Here is a 20,829-nt window from a genome sequence, read left to right as displayed (position 1 = left end):
GGAGAACCTTTTTTCTTTGAGCTACCTCCGAAAATCCCCTTGACAACTGGCTTTGAGCCTTAACTTGTCACCAATGGCCATATGCTGTATTTGAGCCAACAAATATACAGTACCAATTAATAAAAAAATCAACGATCAAAATAATTAATAAAACTGAACTTTATCTAAAATTAATCTTCTCTTCTCGTTCTCCCAGGGCGAACGCATCTAAATTTCATGTTAACAGAATATGGTATATAGGAGAAGAATTCTTAAGTACCTAAAAAACATTTAATGAGAGTTTATCATTATGAAACTCAAACCTAAAATCACCATTGCCGACCATTTTGCCGACTTAGAAGACCCAAGAATTGAGCGGACGAAACATCATCAATTAATTAATTGAGATTATCACGATATCAATTTGTGCAGTCATTTGCGGTGCTGATACATGGGTGGATATCGAAACTTACGGGTGAGCTAAACACGAATGGTTAAAGAAAATTTGAGAATTGCCGAATGGTATACCGAGCCATGACACAATTGCGCGAGTATTTTCTCGCCTCAAACCGGAGCAATTTCAAAAAAGTTTTTTGAGTGGGATTCAATCTATTAGCTGCTTCAATCCAGGAGAAGTAATCGCAATTGATGGCAAAACTCTTCGCCATTCTTACGATCGGGGAGGAGACAAAAAAGCGATTCATATGGTCAGTGCTTGGGCGACCAGTCAAAAATTAGTTTTAGGACAAGTTAAAGTTGATAAAAAATCCAATAAAATCACAGCTAGTCCGGCTTTACTCAAAGTATTAGAGTTAAACGGAAGCATTGTCACCATTGATGCGATGGGCTGTCAGAGGTCAATTGTGAAGTCAATTGTCGCTCAAGGAGGCATTACTCACAAGTTAAGCTAAAAGCAGTCTCCTGCGCCGTCCAAGTTGGTGCTATCAATCGCTAGATGATTAGATGGAGGATTCAAACATTAACACACTAGATGGTGGATAACTTGACTGAATGAGGATTTACGCAACCTTCTCGTGCAGAGCCGTGGCAATTCCAAGATCGCTTCGGGCTACGCGGCCTGCAGGGGGATTGCCACGGCTCTGCCTAAATCCTATTAATGCACTATGTAGGCGCTCCGGCCCGCTCTCCTATTTGTAAAGTTTTTTATAGATCCGATCGCCCTGCTTGCATTTAACGGATAATATCTGTTTATTTATTTTTCACCTCCAGCGATCGCCCGCAAAAATATTTACTTTTCTTTACAAACCTGCGACCAAACAACAGCGCCCAAAACAATAATTCCGTTACAGACTTCAAATGCGTCGCGCGATCGACTAGAGTAAAAAAAATGGCTTGATCCGTTTATTCATCGCAAAGGAAAAAAAGCTCATGGTTCAACGCGGTTCTACAGTTCGGATTCTCCGCAAAGAATCCTTCTGGTATCAAGAAGTGGGCACCGTTGCTACGGTAGACCAAAGCGGCATTAAATACCCAGTTATCGTTCGCTTTAACAGCGTAAATTATGCAGGCGTCAACACCAACAACTTCGCTCAAAGCGAATTAGTGGAAGTATCCGCCCCCAAAGCAAAAGCGAAAACAGGGACTCCAGTAGCATCCGGCGGCAAACAAACCACGCTGGACGAGAAAACCCGCAAAACCGGCAGCGGAGGAGCCCCCCAGCAGCCGAAAACTTCCACGGACAGCAAACCGGGCGCCGAAGTGACCGGCAGCGTCGAAGGTTCGCCAAATCAAGGAACAGAACAACGCTAATTGTGCCAGAACTGCCAGAAGTTGAAACTATTTGCCGGGGTTTGAATCAAGCAACCCTCGATCGAGAAATGTTGGGCGGGGATGTTTTGTTAAACAGCACGATCGCCCGCTCCATCTCTGCTACCGATTTTTTGACAAAACTCAAAGGAAAGTCGATCGCCCGCTGGTACAGACGCGGCAAATATCTACTGGCAGAACTATCTCAATTCCCAGAAGGAGAAAGAGAGAAAGGGAAAGGGGAAGAATTTAGGGATCAAACTCCAACCTCTTCCCCTCTTCCTTCTTCCTTCCTCCTTCCTTCAAAAGCCGGCTGGTTGGGGGTTCACCTGCGGATGACCGGACAACTGCTGTGGGTGAACCGATCCGAACCCGTGCAAAAACACGCGCGAGTGCGGCTGTTTTTTGAAGGAAACCAAGAATTGCGGTTTGTAGACCAGCGCACATTCGGGCAAATGTGGTACGTGCCGGCAGAAACCGAGGTTTCCAGCACTGTCATCGGTCTGAAACTCTTAGGCCCCGAACCGTTTTCAGACGAGTTTACAACAGAATATTTGACCCGCAAGCTGCAACGGCGGGCGCGACCCATTAAAACAGCTTTGCTAGACCAGGCACTCATAGCTGGTTTGGGCAATATTTACGCAGACGAAACTTTGTTTTTGTCGGGGGTGATGCCCACAACTCTGTGCGCGGATTTGACCGCAGAGCAAATTGGGCGCATCCATACAGCTATTATTCAAGTTTTACAGAAGGCGATCGAATCCGGCGGCACCACTTTTAGCAATTTTCTTAACGTCCAAGGTGTCAACGGCAACTACGGCGGCGTCGCTTGGGTGTATAATCGCGCTGGTCAACCCTGTCGCACTTGCTCCGCAACTATCGAACGTATAAAATTAGCAGGGCGATCGACTCATTTTTGCCCCGCGTGTCAGCAATAAGCAGAAGGAAGAAGGAAGTTCGGCAACGAGCAATGTACGGGATGTAACAGATGTAACGGATGTCAGGAAGAAGGAAGAAGGAAGTTCGGCAACGAGCAATGTACGGGATGTAACGGATGTAACGGATGTCAGGAAGAAGGAAGAACTGATATCTTGTACCCTGGTCAATAAGGTTTTCAGGGGCGGGCGGGACACCCAGCCCACAAGAATATTGAACTATTGTGGAACAGGTCAGAAATCCTGTTAAGCGAGAATGGTGCCAGATGTCCGAAGAAAGAAGAAGTCATTTCCAGCCAAATCTAGATTAAAATTTGTATAGTTTTTTAAACTAAACAAAGCAAGTTATGGCAATCAAGAAAGGCAGTATAGTTCGCGCTGTACGCGAAAAATTGGAAAACAGTCTAGAAGCCAAAGCCAGCGACCAGCGCTTTTCCTCGTATATATTTGAAACAAAGGGCGAAGTGATGGATGTTCGCGGCGACTATGCCTTCGTCAAATTTGGCAAAGTACCCACCCCCAATATTTGGCTGCGGGTAGACCAACTCGAAGATTTTAACTAACTCACCAAAACTAAACATCACTGTTCTTAATGTAGCGAAGGGTGCACACCGCGCACCTTTCCCCAATTAAGCTGATTGCTAAAATCTAAAATCTAAAATCTAAAATCCAATGAATTCTCCATCAAACCGCGTATCAATTATTGGTGCAGGCAAAGTCGGCAGTACGTTAGCGCAGCGAATTGCTGAGAAAAATCTGGCAGATGTAGTATTGCTAGATATTGTGGAGGGTTGGCCGCAGGGCGTTGCTTTGGATTTGATGCAAGCAAGGGGAGTGGAACGCCACGATCGCCAAATTGTCGGTACAAACAATTATACAGATACAGCCAACTCAAATATCATAGTAATTGCCGCCGGCATCCCGCGCAAACCCGGTATCAATCGCGAAGATTTAATTAAAATTAATGCTCGAATTGTCACCGAAGCCGCAAAACAGGCGATCAAGCATTCTCCCGAAGCAATCTTAATCACAGTCACAAATCCCCTAGATATCATGACTTATTTAGCTTGGGAAGCAGCGGATTTGCCAAAACACCGAGTCATGGGTATGGGGGGAGTTCTCGACTCCGCCCGCTTTCAAACTTTTATTGCCATGGAATTGGGCGTTTCAAATGCTGAAGTTAATGCAACTGTCATTGGTTCTCATGGCGATTTGATGGTTCCTTTGCCCCGCTATTCTACTGTCAACGGTATTCCCATCAATCAACTTATGGATGCTGGGGCGATCGATCGAATCGTACAGCGAACTCGCCACGGCGGCGCAGAAATTGTCGAATTGATGAAGACTGGTAGTGCTTATTTTGCACCCGCATCTTCTGTCTGTTTGATGGTAGAATCTATTTTATTAAATCAGTCGCGACTCTTGCCTTGCTGCGTTTATTTGCACGGCGAATACGGCGTGCAAGATATCTTTTTAGGAGTACCCTGCCGCTTGGGATATCAGGGAGTCGAACAAATACTGGAACTCGAACTCAGCGATACTGAAAGAGCAGCCTTTATCGAGTCGGGCAAATTGGTTGCCCAAAATATTGAGGAAGCGAGGGCGATACTGAAAACGGCTTCTTAAGTTTTTAGAAGTTGGTTGATCATAGCAGCCTGCTCACCACTTCAATATAATAATTTATACTGAGTATGACAGTGTGATCGCTCTGTCGGAAGTTGGCTGATCGGATTTCAACCACGCTTTTATAAACAATATCATTGCTCATGCTTGTTAGGCTGTATTTCACAAGCAGAAAAAGGGGCATCAATGAACCGATTGATAAATATAAAATTCCCTCTCAAAAATTTGGTAAAAACGCAAAAACTGGCAAAAGCAGTTGAACTTGGTCTGCGCGACAATACCATCAAAGTTTCTATAAATTAAAGCAAAAATCTGCCATCTTTTCTTTTCTTTACTACTAAACCAACAGCAGAAGCAGTCGGTTTTGGCTTATCTCTCACTCGCGATCGGATTGCCCAAAAACACGATGGCACTTTAAAGGTAGAAAGTGAAATGCGAGTTTATACGAAATTTCTCATTACTTTGCCCAAACTTTAATTTTCGCGATCGCCCTTTCTATTGATCCAGCTTGAAAGACCTTTACTTTCGCCCAAAATGTGATACCGTAAATATTGGTATTATCTAAAATTTTTATATTTGTCAAAAATCGGGCAAAAAGTCTCCGGGCGGAAGCTATCCCTAACGCGCGTGCTGAGCCGTTGCGGTAGGGAATAGCCCTTGAGTTGAGTCCATTTAATCATAGCCTGCAACTACCTCAACTGTTTGACCGAAAACTAACCTCTGATTCGGTGAATTTTAATCAGTTTAAAAAATCCAATCACTCGCATAAAAAAATGAGAATGCAAGGAAAAATAGCTAAAATTTTGGCTTACCCCAAAGGCTGTATAAAATCTAATTTAGGGCAGATTAATCGAGAATAATGAAAACTCTACAAAAGGCGATCGCCTAAATTTAAACAAATTTTAATATAGGCGAACCCAACAGGATATTTGATCGCCAAACCAAGGAAACCATAGATCAAGTTTGCGGTAATAATAAAAAGGTGACAATTGCAACCGAAGGCGAGCCCAAAAAATGTCAAAATTAGTCATAGACAGAGACGCTCCTCCCGCTCGCGCAATGGAACAGAATTTCTTGTTTCCACTTTCGGAGCTTCCCTGACTTACTTACGTTAAAAAACAGGGTTTATGTGTAAGTTTTGTTATCATACTTCTCAATAATTGACAATTTATGACGTAGGAAATTATGCCTTTTTTCAGTAAATATACGGGAGCTAAGATTGTCGATTGACCTCCAAATCTCGAAAAAATACGGAAATGCAGCGTGAGTAGCTGCTAAGTGCTAGCAGAAGGAGGAGAATATGTTCTTTGCCTTTTTGAGTTACCAGGCTCAACTTGCAGATCGCTATTGAGATGCCGTCAACCTCGATACCAAACCGCAAAATAACTAAAGAAAAAGCATTATGTTTCATGAATACCTGTATCACGAAGTCAACAACCTGCGCGAGAAACTAGCTCACCTAGAAAAAGAAACGCAGTCTCAAACCTGGTTCAAAAAGCTGCAAGCGCTGATGGGAGTGATTGGCAAAATTCGCGAATCCCTAGAGTTAGAAACAATATTCAAAATCACGGCTACCGAACTCCGGCAACTCCTAAATGCCGATCGAGTCGTCGTCTACCGTTTCCTCCCCGAATCGGAATGGAACGAAGGCGAAGTAGTCTCCGAAGATGTACTTCCCCAATACAGACCATCCTTGGGCGCAAAAGTCCACGATCACTGCTTCGGCGAACAATTTGCAGCAAAGTACCAAAAAGGGTACGTTCAAGCAGTCACGGACATTTACAAAGCCCGGTTGCTCCCTTGTCACCTCAACATCCTCAAGCGATTTCAAATCCGAGCCAACTTAGTCGTACCGCTGCTGCAAGGGCAACATTTGTGGGGATTGTTGTGCATTCACCAGTGCGGCAATCCCCGCGATTGGCAAGAAGACGAAATCGAATTTGCCAGACAAGTAGGAGACCATTTAGCAGTTGCCATCCACCAAGCCGAACTGCACTTGCAAACCCAGAGGCAAATAGCACAAATCGAATCCGCGCAGCAGAAACTCCGCGACAGCGAGCAAAAATATCACCAAATTCTCGATTCGATCGCCGATATGGTATTAGTCAAAGGCCCCAAATCCAAAATTGTTTGGGCAAATCAAGCGTTCCGCGACTATTACGGGATGACTGAACAGGAACTTCAAGGCCTCGTAGACGCACCTTTCGCCGATCCCGACAATACTCTCCAGTATGTCAAAGATGACGCCTTCGTTTTTGAAACTGGACAGACTTTGCACATTTCCGAAGAACCGGTGACGCGCTACGACGGAGAAGTACGGCTGTGGAGCACAGTCAAAACACCCATCCGCAATCAAGATGGCCAAGTTGCCATGACTGTCGGTGTATCCCGCGACATGACGGAACGCAAACAAGCAGAAGAAGCCGTCAAAGCCAGCGAAACCAAATACCGCAGCCTGGTAGAAACCTCTCAAGACATGATTTGGTCGGTCGATGCGATCGGGCGCTACACCTTCGTCAACCCAGCAGTTAAATACATCTACGGTTACGAACCAGAAGAAATGCTCGGTAGGCCGTTCTCCGACTTTGTGACACTAGAACAAAGCCAGAAAGATTTAGCAGTTTTCGCCCGCCTGTTTGCCGGAGAATCAGTTTTCCAGTACGAGACCACCCACATCGCCAAAGACGGCAGCATGAAACATTTGATGTTCAATGCGATCGCCCTGTACGACGAAACCGGAAACTTCCTCGGCACCACCGGTACAGCCACCAACATTACCGATCGCAAGCGAGCAGAAGCCGCCTTACAACACGCCAACGCAGAACTAGAGCGCAGAGTAGAAGCACGCACGGCAGAACTGCGACAGACTTTTGCCGCCCTCACGGCCAGCGAAACCAAGTTTCGGACGATCGCGGCCACCATGCCCGGAGCTCTGTTCCAGTTTTGCAACCGTGACGGAGTTTGGCGCATTGACTACATGAGCGATCGCATCGAAGATATCAGCGGCGTCAGAGCCGCAGAAATGATGCGAGACATGAATACATTCATTTCCCGCGTCCACCTTGAAGACTTGGAAGGCTACATCGCTTCCGTCAGCGAAGCCGTAGAAAACCTCTCCCTGTGGCACTACGAAGGGCGGTTAGTCAAGCCCGACGGTGAGATTCGCTGGTGGCAGGGCGACTCCATGCCCACCCGCAGCGAGAACGGCGAAATCGTATTTTGTGGCGTATTGTTCGACATTACCGATCGCAAAGTTGCCGAAACCGCCATCCGCCACAGCCAGCGCCAGCTACAAGAAGCCCAGAGACTCGCCCACGTCGGCAATTGGGAACTCGACGCAGCCACCGAAACCCTCACTTGGTCAGAGGAACTTTTCCGCATCTTCGGACTCGAACCGGCCGCCTTTGCGCCCAACCTAGCCGAACAGGTCGCTCAGATTCATCCAGAAGATTTTGAATTGTGGCAAACTCAAGTGCAGCGGGGACTCGCAACAGGCATCCCTTTTGATTTTGACTTTCGCCTTTACCGTCCCGACAGCATCTTGCGACACGTGAACGCCGTGGGCAGAGCCGAAACCGATGTGAACGGCAAGGTGGTAAAACTGTTCGGTACGGTGATCGACATTACCGATCGCAAAGCCGCCGAAGCAGCACTGCGGCAAGCAGCAGTCGAGTTAGAAGACAGAGTGAGCGATCGCACGGCAGAACTTTCCCAAGCAGTCACGCAATTAGAACAAGAAATTGGCGATCGCAAACAGGCAGAAGCAGCGCTGCAAGTTTCCGAGCAAAACCTGCGAACCATATTTAACAATGTCTACGATGCTATCTTCATTCAAGACTTAGAAGGTAACATTCTCGATGTCAACAATCGAATGTTAGAAATGTATGGAGTTAGTCGGGAACAAGCAATTAAATCATCAATTACAAAGGACTATTCAAGTGACGAAAATCCTATTCAAATAATGAGAGAACTTTGGGAAAAAGTATTATCAGGCGAAAGTACCCATATCGAATGGAAAGCTAGGCGTCCCAACGACGGTTCAACCTTTGATGCAGAAATTGCTGTGTCAAGAATTCATCTCAACGGCAATCTCAGCGTCATTGCCAACGTCCGAGATATTAGCGATCGCAAACAGGCAGAAGCAGAACTGCAACACGCTCAAAAGTTTATGGAATCAGTGCTCAACACCATACCCGTAGGAGTATTTGGCAAAGAAGCAGAAGAGTTGCGATTTGTACTGTGGAACCCAGTCGCCGAAGAGTTGCTCGGTTTCAGTGCAGCAGAAGTGATGGGCAAAAATGATTACGACTTTTTCCCCAGAGAACAAGCCGACTTTTTCACCGCCAAAGACCGGGAAGCGCTCGCCAGCGGGCAAATTGTAGACATTCCCGAAGAACTGATCCAAACAAGAGAAGGCGATACTCGCATATTTCATACGAAGAAAACCGCAATTCTCGATCGAGAAGGCAATCCCCAATATTTATTAGCTGTCACCGAAGACATTACTGAGCGCAAGCGGGGAGAAATTGCTTTGAGGCAATCGGAAGCCCAACTCAAGCAGCAGGCCGATCGAGAAAAATTGCTCAACAACCTCACTACTCAAATCCGCAATTCCCTCGATTTCGACAGCATCGTTACAGTCGCAGTTAAGGAAATTCGCGCTTTCCTGCAGATCGATCGTTGCAATTTTGCCTGGTATCGCGACGACGGAGAGGAGCCTTTCTGGGAAATTCTTAAAGAATCTCGCCTTCGGGAACTTCCCGATTTAACAGGTAGCTATCAAGCTTCCGACTTCGGTCTTGTGGGAGAAAAAGTATTGCAGATGGAAATGGTGCGGGTGGATGATGTCGAAACAGTCGCAGATCCTGTTTGGAAACAAATCGTTCGATCGATGGGCTACCAATCTGTATTAATCATTCCCATGCAGGCACTTTCTGGGGTAATAAGTGCACTTAGCTGCTCCTCCTGCTGTTCTGTGCGGCCCTGGAGCGACAGCGAAGTAGAATTGTTGCAAGCCATTACAGTTCAATTGGTGATCGCTCTCAACCAAGCCGATCTTTACGCCCAAACTCGCAATAAAGCTCTCGAATTAGAGCAAACGTTGCAACAATTAACCAGCGCTCAATCGCAGTTAATTCAAAACGAAAAAATGTCATCTCTCGGTCAACTCGTGGCAGGAGTAGCCCACGAAATTAACAACCCAGTTAACTTTATTTACGGCAATCTCACCCACGCTAACGACTATACTCAAGACTTGCTACACCTGATCGAACTTTACCAAAATCACTATCCCGATCCAGTCCCGGAAATTCAAGAGGAAGTAGAAGCTATTGAACTCGACTTTCTGATGGATGACTTGCCGAAACTGCTTTCCTCGATGAAAGTCGGTGCAGATAGAATTCAGCTAATCGTGGCATCTCTACGCACCTTCTCCCGCATGGACGAAGCAGAAATGAAAGCAGTCAGCATTCACGAAGGCATAGATAGCACCCTAATGATTTTGCAACATCGGCTCAAAGCCAAACATAATCATCCAGAAATTGAGGTGATTAAAGAATACGGCAATTTGCCTTTGGTAGAATGTTATGCCGGACAGCTAAATCAAGTATTTATGAATATCTTGAGCAATGCTTTAGATGCTTTGGAAGATAGAGACGCGCGGCTTTCTGCGGCTCAAATGCGGGAAAATCCTAGTATCATTTCCATCAAAACTGGAATGCTGGAGCCCGATCGAGTCTTCATTCGGATTGCTGACAACGGCCCGGGAATGACAGAGGCTGTCTGTAAGCGACTTTTTGACCCATTTTTTACCACTAAACCTGTGGGTAAAGGCACTGGGATGGGCTTGTCAATTAGCTATCAAATTGTTACAGACAGACACAACGGGTCGCTCAAATGCACTTCTTCGCCGGGACAGGGTGCAGAATTGGCGATCGAGATTCCGCTCAAAGCTAATTGTTAATTGGTCAGACAACTCGCTTCAAAGCTAATTGTTAATTGGTCAGACAACTCGCTTTTCCGGCGATTTGTGATGCGGCGACTAAATGAAGCCTATGCAGTTTCACTGTCTAGCATCTTCATCTGAGGTTCGTTGTAGCGCGTTCCCGCGATCGCAGATGGAGCAATCACCGCTTCAATGTCGGCCAAATCTTGTGAGGATAAATTCACCTCAAGGGCTGCCAAGGATTCAGACAATTGAGTTCGTTTGCGAGCACCAATTACAGGCACAATTTTGGTACTTTTGGCAAGTACCCAAGCAATGGCAATTTGGGTCGGGGTAACTTTTTTCTCCGCAGCAATTTGCTTGAGTTGTTCAACTAAACGCTGGTTCTGAACCATGTTTTCACCGCTGAATCGAGGCAGGGAGGCACGGAAATCATTGGATGCCGTGGGGATGGAACCACTGAGCAATCCACGAGAAAGAACACCATAGGCTGTCACCCCGATGCCTAGTTCTTCAAGCACGGGAAAGATTTCAGTTTCAGGGCCGCGGTCGATCAGAGAATACTCGATTTGAAGGTCACTGATCGGGTGTACCGCATGAGCGCGACGAATTGTCTGTGCACCCACCTCTGACAGTCCAATATGGCGCACATAGCCAGCTTGTACTAAATCGGCGATCGCTCCGATCGTATCCTCGATCGGCACATTGGGATCGAGGCGCGCCAGACGGTAGATGTCGATATGCTCGACTCCCAGGCGATTTAGGCTATAGGCTGCAAAGTTTTTCACAGATGCGGGTCGCCCATCTATACCAATGAATCCGCCATCAGGCGATCGCAAAGCACCGAATTTGACAGACAGCATAGCGCGATCGCGGCGGTCTTTGAGCGCCCGACCAATCAGCATCTCGTTGTGCCCGCAGGCATAAAAGTCACCCGTATCCAACAACGTGACACCGCGATCGATCGCAGCATGGATCGTGGCAATGCTTTCATCATCATCTGATGAACCATATAGCCCAGACATCCCCATACATCCGAGGGCTAATGGGAAAACGGTTGGGCCTGTGGAACCGAGTTGACGGGGTTGGATGGCATTTTCCGTAGTCATTGTTTTATGGTTTTTTGGTTGAGTGTTTTGCGTTTCTTGGCATCCAATGCTTCACAATCAGTAAGGACTATCGGCACAACAGGAATACAAATTTTTCTAAATTCTTTTATCCCAATTCTGGCATTTTTTTCGCTGATGCTATAGCCTTTCTCAAAAAGGTTCGCGGCCGGATATTGACCTGGAAAGCTTGATAATGCAGGGGGTTTTAGCATACCTCATCTATCTGAGAAAGGCTATAGATCACTAAGAGGGTTTACCTAAGAAGTCCATTTTACCCACCTCTACACCGTTATGGCGGAGAATGGCATAGGCAGTAGTGACATGAAAATAGACATTGGGAAGAATGAAATAAAGCAGATATGGCATCCCCTTAAAACTCATGGCTTCTTTTCCCATCTGTAAGACAATTTCCTTCTCCTCGGAGCCATCGATTTGAGCTGGAGTAAGCGTATTGAGATAAGCAATCGTATTATGAATCCGATCGATTAGTTCGGCAAAAGTAGTTTCATTATCTGCCATCGCAGGTGCATCTAATCCTGCCAATCTTGCAGCACCCCTTCGTGCAATGTCAGAAGCAATTTGAATTTGCTTGCTCAACGGGAGCATATCTGGATAGAGACGACTACCGATCAGCACGTTCGATTCGATCTTTTTGGCTTCGGCATGAGTAGCACCCTTTTCAAGAATGAGTGCCAGATTATTTAGCGATCGAATCAGCGATGGTACTGAGGCTTGATACATGGAAATAGTCATGGATATTTTTTCCTAAGATCTTGTCATCACTAATATTATCTCCCAACAAGGGGTCAGCTCGACCCCTAATAGGGGCTAGCAGTGGGGCGGACAATAATTTCACTGACGCGCCTTTTATGCCCCAATACCCTTGGGTTAAGACCGTCAAGAGAGTCAAAACGATTTGAAAAATAGACACTGCGATTGCTTTACGGGTAAAGCAGTGACAAAAAACGCTAACCCAAGCGTATTGTTTTATGCCCTGGTGTGTCAGTGGTAGAGTGCGTCAGTTTGATATAATTCTCCATCATCACCCTAAATCTCAGGCTCTCCTGAGTTTTAGGCGATCATAAAAATAAAACTTCCCGTGGTGCTGGCATAGAGAAGCGCGCGAGCAAGCGCCTCGCACTACCGTTTATACTACAAATCCAGGAAAGCCAAATCTGAAAACAGACGCACCTTTTATGCACTGGTGCGTCTGTTTTCAGATTGTGAGGAAACTCGCAAAAATTTCACGCTTCTGACGCACCCTACTTCACTTTATATTGCCCAGATTTATCAGCATTTCTGTCACGGCAGAACTGTCCAAAGGTTTAGAAAACCAATATCCCTGACCTAATTCGCAATCTAGTTCTCGAAGCTGTGCTAACTGTTCGGCTGTCTCTATACCTTCGGCGATCGCATTCAATCCCAAATTGTGAGCCAAAGTTACGATCGCCCGCACAATCTGCAAAGGCTGACCCCCGTCGTCACCATTTTCGACAGCCCCTAAGCGGCTCACAAAAGATCGATCGATCTTCAGCGTATCCAGCGGAAAACGGTGTAAGTAACTCAAAGACGAATAGCCTGTACCGAAATCGTCGATCGACAATCGAATATTTCTACCCTTTAATTGGGCTAGCACAATATTGGCTTTCTTCACATTTTCCACGATCGCGCTTTCAGTAATCTCCAATTTTAAACAACTCGGATCGCAGCCTGTTTCTGCTAAAATTTCATCGATTTCCTCGATTAAATTCGGGAAACCTAACTGTTTAGGAGAGAGATTGACGCTCATTGTTAATTGCGAAGGATCAATAATGGGTAATTTAAAATTCGGAATTGATACCTGGGAACTTGTACTGAACGTACTTGTACTGAGCGAAGCCGAAGTAGCCGAAGTATTGGTAATTGGGAATAGGGAATTGGTAACTGGGGAGTGGAAATCGATAATCGGGAATTGGTAACTGGGAATTGGTAATTTTTTACCGATTCTTTCTTCCCTGTGACCAATATTGGGGCTAACCTCAGTAAAAGTTCCGTGTTCCTCATTCCCTGTATCTGTTACATCAGTTAAATCCCCTACATTGCCGATTACCCTCTTCCCTGTTGTTACGCTGAGCGCAGTCGAAGCGCCTTCTTCCTTCTTATTACCCTGAGCGACTTGCCCTGAGTGAAGCAGAAGGGAGTCGAAGCGTCTTGTTCCGACTTCCATTGGACTTCTTTCCTGTTCCTCCGTTAACATTTCTTGCCAAATCCGCAATTGCTGACAAGCTTCCCGCAACACCCAGGCTCCCAGAGGCACGATCAAACCTGTTTCTTCAGCTACAGGGATAAAAGTAGACGGCGGAACTAGACCCCGAACTGGGTGGTGCCAGCGCACCAAGGCCTCAAAACCTTCGAGCGCACCGCTGGCGATCGAAACAATTGGTTGGTAGTGCACAATAAAATGCGAACATTGATCCTTGCTTTCTCCTAATTCCTCCTTGCCCAAAATAGCCAACCGCAGGTCAGTTTCTAACTGCAACAGCGACATAGTTTGGTCGTGCATCGCCAAATTAAAGACTTCGTGGCGGGCCTTACCCAAAGCTTTAGCGCGGTACATAGCGATGTCAGCATCGCGTAAGAATTCTTCGGGGTGAGTGTACGGATTCGATTCGCCACTGGCGGTGGCTTCGCCTCGACTGAAAACAATGCCAATGCTAGCGGTGGTAAATACTTCGTGCCCTTCCAGATGAAACGGCTTCGTCAGTTCTTTTTGTATCTTTTTAGCTGCGAGGGTGGCGTCGCTGAGGCTGTGAATGTGGTCTAGCAGGATGGTGAATTCGTCTCCCCCCAGCCGGGCGACGGTATCAGAAACCCGCACGCAGCTTTGCAGTCGCTCCGCGAGGGCGATTAGCAGTTTGTCTCCTAAAACGTGTCCTAAAGAATCATTAACTACTTTGAAGCGGTCTAAATCTAGGAAAAGTAAACCAAATTTGTAATCGGGGGACTGATTGGATCGGCGGATGGCTTGTCCTAGCCTGTCTAGGAACAAAACGCGGTTTGGCAAACCTGTCAGCGCATCGTGAAAAGCGCCGTGCAGCAGTTCCCGTTCTACTCGCTTGCGCTCGGTGACATCTCGGATAATAATCTGGGCGGCAGTCGAGCCTTGATAAGTAGCGGGGATGCCGGCAACTTCAACGTCTATTATTTGTCCATCGAACCGAATCAGTTTTTGTTCGGCAAGGTCGATCGGCTGATTTTCTGTCTCGACTAGCCGAATGCGCTCTCTGGCTGTTTCCACATAGTTTGGATGGACGAAATGCAATACTGGAAAGCCGATTAGCGCCTCGGGAGAGTTCGCACCGAGAAGTTTAGCGCCGGCAGCATTGATGTAGGCGATTTTCCCTTGACTGTGAACAGCGATCGCTTCGGGAGATAGTTCTACTAAACGCCGATAGCGTTCTTCACTTTCTTTGAGAGATACTATCAACTCGCATCGCTCTTTTTCAGCCCGCTGGCGTTCGACTTCCATTTGGTGAACCGCCAGAATTTTGCCAATACTTTGAGCCATCAATTCTATAATTTCTATTTCCTCATACTTGAACTTTCTTTTCTTTATTTCTGGCGAACTAAAACTCAACGTTCCGTAAGTTTTATTGTTAACAAATATCGGCGTTCCGATGTAAGATTCCGCCTGGCAGCTCTGATAAGCAGGATGTTCGCGCATCTCAGTATCTGCTCCTATATGAGAATACGCAACTGTTTTGTTAAGTTTAATGACTGCCGCGCAGAAAGTATCGCCGAGGTTCAATTCTAAGCCTCGAACGAAGTATTGTAAATCTGTTTTCGATGCTCTGACAATAAAAGTTTCGCTGTCAACTTCAGCCAGGATGCCCCTAGAAAGTCCAAACATCAAACAGCCTGCTGTTAGATAATCGTCAACCCGTTCTTCAAAGTTTTGATAATGATAAGTTGTAATCCGGTGCAAGTGTTTGAGATTAGCGCTAAAAGCTGCTAAAGCTTGAGAATTTAAAAATAATTCTTCTTCTGAGCGCTGGCGGTCGGTAATGTCTGTTTGTACTCCAATAAAGTGGGTTAAGTGTCGCCGCGAGTTGTAAATCGGAGCGATCGACAGTTCGTGCCAAAAAGGCGTGCCGTCTTTCCGAAAGTTGCGTAATATAACTTGAGATTCTCTGCCTTCTTCAATCGCACTTCGCAATTGTTGGGCAGCGGGGCTGTCAGTGTCTGTGCCCTGCAAAAATCGGCAATTTTTGCCCATTAACTCGTCTTTGCGATAACCCGTAATCCGCTCAAAACTCGGATTGACATAAATAATCGGATTATCTGCAACGGTTGCGTCGGTGATTGCAATGCCGTTGCTGCAACTTTCGATCGCCCGTTCCATCATTTGTAAGCGCTCTTGCGATATGATGCGCTCGATCGCCGCAGCTAACAAGTTGGCGATCGCTTCTACAAAATAAACGTCATCTTGACTGAAAACCCGCCTTTGGCTGGTATGAACCCCCAAAATGCCCCAGGCCTGCGAGGAGGAACTGTTCGTTGGTTCTGCTTGTCCCCAGTTGCTCCCCAGTCCTCGATTGCCTGGAATAATTACAGTAACGCCGCTGACAGCCCGGTGGTTATGCAGTAGCGGCAACTCGCTAAAGCGCGTTTCCACCCGCAAATCTTCGACGATTGTCGGTTCGCCCACTAGCAATGTGTAACCTGCTTGCGATCGGGCAGAAGCGGCAACAGTAGCGCTGCCGACGAGGCCCGGCTGCCAGCCAACCCCGGCTCGCAGCATAAAAGCATGGCCAGAGGGCAACAGTTCTAATAACTGGCAATAATCAACGTCCAAGGTTTGAGCAATTAAAACCGCAGCTTTGTCCATGAGTGCGGACAAATCTGTTTCGGCCAGGGCCTGCTGCCCCAAGTAAGCGACGGCCGCTTGCTGGCGGGCCCGCGAGTGGATTGACGTGAGCAATTCCTGCTCCTTTGCCGCGGCTCGTTTCCGATCAGTAATATCGCTGAACACCGACAGAACAGCTTTCCCCGACACCAATGTCAGATACCGCATCGATACACTTGCCCAAAACAGCGTGCCGTCAGCTTTTTTAAGCCGGACTTCTGTCTCGCGGACGTGTTCGTTGCGGGCGAGCCGCACCAGCAATTCCTGGCGATCTGCAGGGTTGTGGTAAAGCATTTCGGCTTTTTGGCGGTCGATCGACTTGAATCCTGTGAACCCGAAAGCCTGACGGCATAAATCATTGCTATAAAGAATTGTGCTGTCCGCCAGACTGCTGACGATCAGTGGCATGGGCATCGAGTTGCCGATCGTCAGCAGTAATTCTTTGGTTCCTTGCAGCTCTTTGTACAAGTCTGGCTTGGAGGCCCAGCCGTGACAGTTTTCAGAGTTTTCAGGGATAAAACTTTCCATTGTTTAATCGATCCATTAGCAGGACAACTTTTTTAAACTTGTGGTAAATGACGATTTCCTATGCAGAGTATTGGGAACAACTGAAGACTTAATTTCATTGGTCAATCAGTAAGATTACTCAAAAAAACTGCTTTTCTAGGAGTAGAAAATTCGCGATTTGCGAGTGGGTGGGCATAAATATGGCGATCGGCATGATTCCTCGATCGCCCGAATCTAAGTTTTATACCCAAAATCCGAGTAAATTTTGAGCATAATTGCTGATTGACAAATGCTTCAGCTTAAGTGATTAGAAATGGAAGCAGAGGACGATCGACAGTAGCCTACTACACATTAATTTTAACCAGAACAATGCCAATGAACTCCCTAAACTGCTGGGCTGGAGTTTTATCTCATGCAATCTCGGTGGAGATCACATCTATCTTTGGTATGACAATCTACTGTTTTTCAAGTTGCGTTAAGTTTTTATGTATGGCGAGGTACTTTACCTAATGTGCAGCGGAAGCTCCTAATCTAAAAAGTAAAGTCACCTGCAAACAACCACCCAATACTATCCGAGGAGAGAGGAGAAATGCTTGAATCATACCGCCGTAACGCTGCCGAACGGGCGGCTCTGGGAATTCCACCGCTGCCGCTAGACGCCCAGCAAACGTCGGAACTCTGTGAACTGCTGAAAAATCCGCCGGCTGGAGAAGAAGAAACTTTAATAGAATTATTGCGCGATCGCGTCCCGCCCGGAGTAGACAGCGCCGCCTACGTCAAAGCTGGTTTTTTAACTGGCATTGCTAAAGGCGAAATTCACAGCCCGCTAATTGCTCCCAAATGGGCAGTTTACCTGCTGGGGACAATGATGGGCGGTTACAACGTCCAATCTTTAATCGATTTGCTCAATCCTACTGCCGAAATCGCCATTCCCGCCACCGCCGCCCGGGCACTGAGCAAAACGTTGTTAGTATTCGACGCTTTCCACGACGTTATAGCTTTGTCTGATACCAATCCCTACGCCAAGCAGGTAGTCGATTCTTGGGCAGATGCCGAGTGGTTTACAGGTCGTCCTGTGTTGCCAGAAGCGATTACCGTTACAGTCTTCAAAGTTCCTGGAGAAACCAATACTGACGACTTGTCGCCAGCACCTCATGCTACCACGCGACCCGATATTCCCCTACACGCTTTGGCGATGCTCGAAAGTAAGATGCCAGGAGCTTTGCAAACCCTTGCAGACTTGAAGCAAAAAGGTTATCCCGTAGCCTATGTTGGTGATGTTGTCGGCACCGGTTCGTCGCGGAAATCGGCGATTAATTCCGTGCTGTGGCACATTGGCAATGATATTCCGTTTGTGCCGAACAAGCGCAGTGGCGGTTATATTTTAGGAAGTGCGATCGCCCCGATTTTCTTCAATACCGCTGAAGACTCCGGCGCTTTGCCGATCGAATGTGATGTCTCCACAATGGAAACAGGAATGGTAATTACCATCCATCCCTACAAAGGCGAAATCACCAACGAAGCCGGAGAAATTATCTCCACCTTCACCCTCAAACCCGACACAATTCTAGACGAAGTTCGCGCCGGTGGCCGAATTCCGCTATTAATTGGACGCACTTTAACCGACAAAACCCGCGAAGCTTTAGGACTAGAACCCAGCACTATTTTTACCCGTCCTACAATCCCAGTAGATACGGGCAAAGGCTTCACTTTAGCACAAAAAATGGTAGGCAAAGCTTGCGGTTTGTCCGGCGTTCGTCCCGGTACATCTTGCGAACCAGTCATGACAACAGTCGGCTCGCAAGATACTACCGGGCCGATGACTCGGGACGAATTGAAAGAACTTGCTTGTTTGGGATTTAGCGCCGATTTGGTAATTCAAAGTTTCTGCCACACCGCCGCTTATCCGAAACCAGTTGATGTCAAAACTCACCACGAATTGCCCGATTTCATGGCACAGCGAGCCGGCATAGCTTTGCGTCCGGGAGACGGCATTATTCACTCTTGGCTCAACCGAATGTTATTGCCGGATACAGTGGGAACTGGCGGCGATTCTCACACTCGTTTTCCTTTAGGAATTTCCTTTCCGGCGGGTTCGGGATTAGTGGCCTTTGCTGCCGCCTTGGGCGTTATGCCTTTGGATATGCCGGAATCGGTTTTAGTGCGGTTTAAAGGTGAATTGCAGCCGGGAGTAACGCTCAGGGATGTTGTGAATGCCATTCCCTATGTGGCCATTCAAAAAGGTTTGCTGACTGTCTCGAAGCAGAATAAGAAAAACGTCTTTTCTGGGCGGATTATGGAGATTGAAGGTTTGCCCGATTTGAAGGTCGAGCAGGCTTTTGAATTGACCGATGCCTCCGCCGAGCGTTCTTGCGCCGGATGCACGATTAAATTGAGCGTGGAGACTGTTTCTGAGTACATTCGTTCCAATGTCGCGCTGCTGAAAAACATGGTGGCGCGGGGCTATCAAGATGCGCGGACGATGATGCGCCGGGTGGCGAAGATGGAGGAATGGCTGGCAAATCCGGTGCTGATGGAGGCGGATGCTGATGCGGAATATGTGGAAATCATCGAAATCGATCTGAACGAGATTAAAGAGCCAATTGTGGCTGCTCCCAATGACCCGGATAATGTTAAGTTGTTGAGTGAGGTTGCGGGCGATCGGGTAGACGAAGTATTTGTCGGTTCCTGCATGACAAATATCGGTCACTACCGCGCCACAGCGAAGGTATTGGAAGGTGCAGGGGAAGTTAAAACTCGCCTGTGGATTTGTCCGCCCACTCGCATGGACGAACAGCAACTCAAAGAAGAAGGTTATTACAGCATTTTTGGAGCTGCTGGAGCGCGTACAGAAATGCCCGGTTGCAGTCTTTGTATGGGAAATCAAGCACGAGTCAAAGATGCCACAACGGTGTTTTCAACTTCTACTCGCAACTTTAACAACCGCATGGGCAAAGATGCACAAGTTTATCTCGGTTCGGCGGAATTGGCTGCTGTGTGTTCGCTGTTAGGTCGCATTCCTACAGTCCAAGAATACAATGACATTGTGTCGAAGAGAATCGATCCTTTTGCTGGTGATTTGTATCGGTATTTGAATTTCGATCAAATTGCTGGTTTTGAGGATGAAGGACGAGTGATTGCTTTGGAAGATATGCCTCGAATTGAGGATATTTTAGGAATTCCCGATGGTGTGTTGAGCAAGTGATTTCATCGAAACTCAGCGAAAGGGTTGTTTTGAACCGCTGATGAACGCAGATGAACGCAGATAAAATTCATCTGCGTTCATCTGTGTTTATCCGCTGACATCTGCGGTTCAATAAATTCCCATAATTTGGATGAATCATCCCCCGTCTTTTGTTTACAATATCAGTAGAGGCGAGTTCGATCGCCAATCTCTAATTCCCATCCAGGATATCGATCGACCCGCCGCTTGAACTAAATCCGAGAAAGGAGAAAAAGTGATTATGTCTGAACAAGCTTTAATCAGTGAAAGTCCAGCGACAGCAACTCCCGCGCCCGAACCTCGCATTGGCAATGAAATGGTAGAGTTTCTCAGTGTAATTCAGCAAACTCCGAGAGAATATTAGCCGAATTTGCTTAAAATGATGAGGTTATTTCGGGAAACCGTGACAGTTAAGCCCGGATTATCGGAACCCGCCGAGACACCTGAGCAAATAGACATTACTAAACTGTCGCTGGAGGAGCGGATACAAAGAAATCAAGGTGCAATTGAATTATTGCGATCGTGGATAGAAGAGGGAGATGAACAGGAACAAACAGAAACCGCTGAATATCTCCGTAAAGCTTTAGATGAAGACCGCCTTTCTAATCGGCCATTATTCCCATGAGTAGATTAATATTTCTAGACTCTGGCCCATTGGGAATGGTGACAAACCCTAAAGCATCCTCTACAGAAGTTCAACAGTGTCAAGTTTGGCTAAACTCTTTAATGAGAAGAGGCGAAATAATAATTATACCTGAAATTGCTGACTACGAAGTGCGACGGGTGCATCTCACTTTTGCGAATGTGTCACAAAAGAGTTAAAATGAAAAACCTAGTAAAATCGTCAAATAAAGATG

General features: G+C 46.8%; 14 protein-coding genes and 1 pseudogene. 11 read left to right on the top strand and 4 right to left on the bottom strand.

Annotated elements, in window-relative coordinates; translation table 11 throughout:
- Window positions 1–289: 289 nt before the first annotated feature.
- The 7 genes and pseudogenes from QUA40_RS21995 to QUA40_RS21970 form a co-directional block, all read left to right on the top strand.
- Window positions 290–863, top strand: a pseudogene (locus QUA40_RS21995) (ISAs1 family transposase); the annotation flags it as partial.
- Between the two features lie 505 nt (window positions 864–1,368).
- Window positions 1,369–1,749: a photosystem I reaction center subunit IV gene (locus QUA40_RS21990; RefSeq protein WP_333053993.1), complete on the top strand. Its 381-nt coding sequence runs from the start codon at window positions 1,369–1,371 to the stop codon at window positions 1,747–1,749.
- Window positions 1,750–1,751: 2 nt separating this feature from the next.
- Entirely contained in the window at window positions 1,752–2,684 is a 933-nt protein-coding gene (locus QUA40_RS21985) for a DNA-formamidopyrimidine glycosylase (RefSeq protein WP_333129753.1), read from the top strand.
- Window positions 2,685–3,028: 344 nt separating this feature from the next.
- Window positions 3,029–3,244, top strand: a complete 216-nt coding sequence (locus QUA40_RS21980) for an NAD(P)H-quinone oxidoreductase subunit O (RefSeq protein WP_006635201.1) — start codon at window positions 3,029–3,031, stop codon at window positions 3,242–3,244.
- Between the two features lie 109 nt (window positions 3,245–3,353).
- Window positions 3,354–4,307 (top strand): malate dehydrogenase, encoded by a 954-nt coding sequence (mdh, locus tag QUA40_RS21975; RefSeq protein ID WP_333129751.1) that lies wholly within the window; start codon window positions 3,354–3,356, stop codon window positions 4,305–4,307.
- A gap of 309 nt (window positions 4,308–4,616) precedes the next feature.
- On the top strand, window positions 4,617–4,781 hold the full coding sequence (locus QUA40_RS29105) for a hypothetical protein (RefSeq protein ID WP_445301179.1): 165 nt from the start codon (window positions 4,617–4,619) through the stop codon (window positions 4,779–4,781).
- 925 nt (window positions 4,782–5,706) lie between these two features.
- Window positions 5,707–10,266, top strand: a complete 4,560-nt coding sequence (locus QUA40_RS21970; protein ID WP_333129749.1) for a PAS domain S-box protein — start codon at window positions 5,707–5,709, stop codon at window positions 10,264–10,266.
- A gap of 89 nt (window positions 10,267–10,355) precedes the next feature.
- Here QUA40_RS21970 and QUA40_RS21965 read toward each other — a convergent pair whose 3' ends face one another.
- From QUA40_RS21965 to QUA40_RS21950, 4 genes are all read right to left on the bottom strand, one after another.
- Window positions 10,356–11,357, bottom strand: a complete 1,002-nt coding sequence (locus QUA40_RS21965) for an aldo/keto reductase (protein WP_333129746.1) — start codon at window positions 11,355–11,357, stop codon at window positions 10,356–10,358.
- A complete protein-coding gene (locus QUA40_RS21960) occupies window positions 11,354–11,569 on the bottom strand; it encodes a hypothetical protein (protein WP_333129744.1) in 216 nt (71 codons plus the stop codon). Before QUA40_RS21960 ends, QUA40_RS21965 begins: the two co-directional genes overlap by 4 nt.
- Window positions 11,570–11,600: 31 nt before the next feature.
- Entirely contained in the window at window positions 11,601–12,110 is a 510-nt protein-coding gene (locus tag QUA40_RS21955) for a DUF1993 domain-containing protein (RefSeq protein ID WP_333129742.1), read from the bottom strand.
- 514 nt (window positions 12,111–12,624) lie between these two features.
- Entirely contained in the window at window positions 12,625–16,770 is a 4,146-nt protein-coding gene (locus tag QUA40_RS21950) for an EAL domain-containing protein (RefSeq protein ID WP_333129739.1), read from the bottom strand.
- Between the two features lie 568 nt (window positions 16,771–17,338).
- Between QUA40_RS21950 and acnB the strand changes: the two genes are divergently transcribed.
- The 4 genes from acnB to QUA40_RS21930 all read left to right on the top strand — a co-directional run bounded on the left by acnB (window position 17,339) and on the right by QUA40_RS21930 (window position 20,794).
- Window positions 17,339–19,954, top strand: a complete 2,616-nt coding sequence (acnB, locus tag QUA40_RS21945) for a bifunctional aconitate hydratase 2/2-methylisocitrate dehydratase (protein ID WP_333129737.1) — start codon at window positions 17,339–17,341, stop codon at window positions 19,952–19,954.
- 259 nt (window positions 19,955–20,213) lie between these two features.
- Window positions 20,214–20,336 (top strand): hypothetical protein, encoded by a 123-nt coding sequence (locus QUA40_RS21940; RefSeq protein ID WP_333129735.1) that lies wholly within the window; start codon window positions 20,214–20,216, stop codon window positions 20,334–20,336.
- A gap of 15 nt (window positions 20,337–20,351) precedes the next feature.
- The gene (locus QUA40_RS21935) at window positions 20,352–20,597 is read left to right on the top strand and encodes a hypothetical protein (protein ID WP_333129734.1); all 246 of its coding nucleotides are present in this window, start codon (window positions 20,352–20,354) and stop codon (window positions 20,595–20,597) included.
- The gene (locus QUA40_RS21930; protein ID WP_333129732.1) at window positions 20,594–20,794 is read left to right on the top strand and encodes a hypothetical protein; all 201 of its coding nucleotides are present in this window, start codon (window positions 20,594–20,596) and stop codon (window positions 20,792–20,794) included. Before QUA40_RS21935 ends, QUA40_RS21930 begins: the two co-directional genes overlap by 4 nt.
- The last annotated feature ends 35 nt before the right edge of the window (window positions 20,795–20,829 follow it).

Origin of the sequence: Microcoleus sp. Pol11C3, assembly GCF_036701485.1 — a bacterium.
Classification (GTDB): Bacteria; Cyanobacteriota; Cyanobacteriia; order Cyanobacteriales; family Microcoleaceae; genus Microcoleus.
Note: the sequence above shows the minus strand (reverse complement) of the source record. Positions and strands in the feature narration are given on the sequence as shown.

Excerpts from the sequence above, each read along its gene's own strand:
- acnB (WP_333129737.1), top strand. The coding sequence starts at position 17,339 with ATGCTTGAATCATACCGCCGTAACGCTGCCGAACGGGCGGCTCTGGGA.
- mdh (WP_333129751.1), top strand. The coding sequence starts at position 3,354 with ATGAATTCTCCATCAAACCGCGTATCAATTATTGGTGCAGGCAAAGTC.
- QUA40_RS21990 (WP_333053993.1), top strand. The coding sequence starts at position 1,369 with ATGGTTCAACGCGGTTCTACAGTTCGGATTCTCCGCAAAGAATCCTTC.
- QUA40_RS21965 (WP_333129746.1), bottom strand. The coding sequence starts at position 11,357 with ATGACTACGGAAAATGCCATCCAACCCCGTCAACTCGGTTCCACAGGC.
- QUA40_RS21930 (WP_333129732.1), top strand. The coding sequence starts at position 20,594 with ATGAGTAGATTAATATTTCTAGACTCTGGCCCATTGGGAATGGTGACA.
- QUA40_RS21970 (WP_333129749.1), top strand. The coding sequence starts at position 5,707 with ATGTTTCATGAATACCTGTATCACGAAGTCAACAACCTGCGCGAGAAA.
- QUA40_RS21935 (WP_333129734.1), top strand. The coding sequence starts at position 20,352 with ATGATGAGGTTATTTCGGGAAACCGTGACAGTTAAGCCCGGATTATCG.
- QUA40_RS21960 (WP_333129744.1), bottom strand. The coding sequence starts at position 11,569 with ATGCTAAAACCCCCTGCATTATCAAGCTTTCCAGGTCAATATCCGGCC.
- QUA40_RS21940 (WP_333129735.1), top strand. The coding sequence starts at position 20,214 with ATGTCTGAACAAGCTTTAATCAGTGAAAGTCCAGCGACAGCAACTCCC.
- QUA40_RS21980 (WP_006635201.1), top strand. The coding sequence starts at position 3,029 with ATGGCAATCAAGAAAGGCAGTATAGTTCGCGCTGTACGCGAAAAATTG.
- QUA40_RS21955 (WP_333129742.1), bottom strand. The coding sequence starts at position 12,110 with ATGACTATTTCCATGTATCAAGCCTCAGTACCATCGCTGATTCGATCG.
- QUA40_RS21950 (WP_333129739.1), bottom strand. The coding sequence starts at position 16,770 with ATGGAAAGTTTTATCCCTGAAAACTCTGAAAACTGTCACGGCTGGGCC.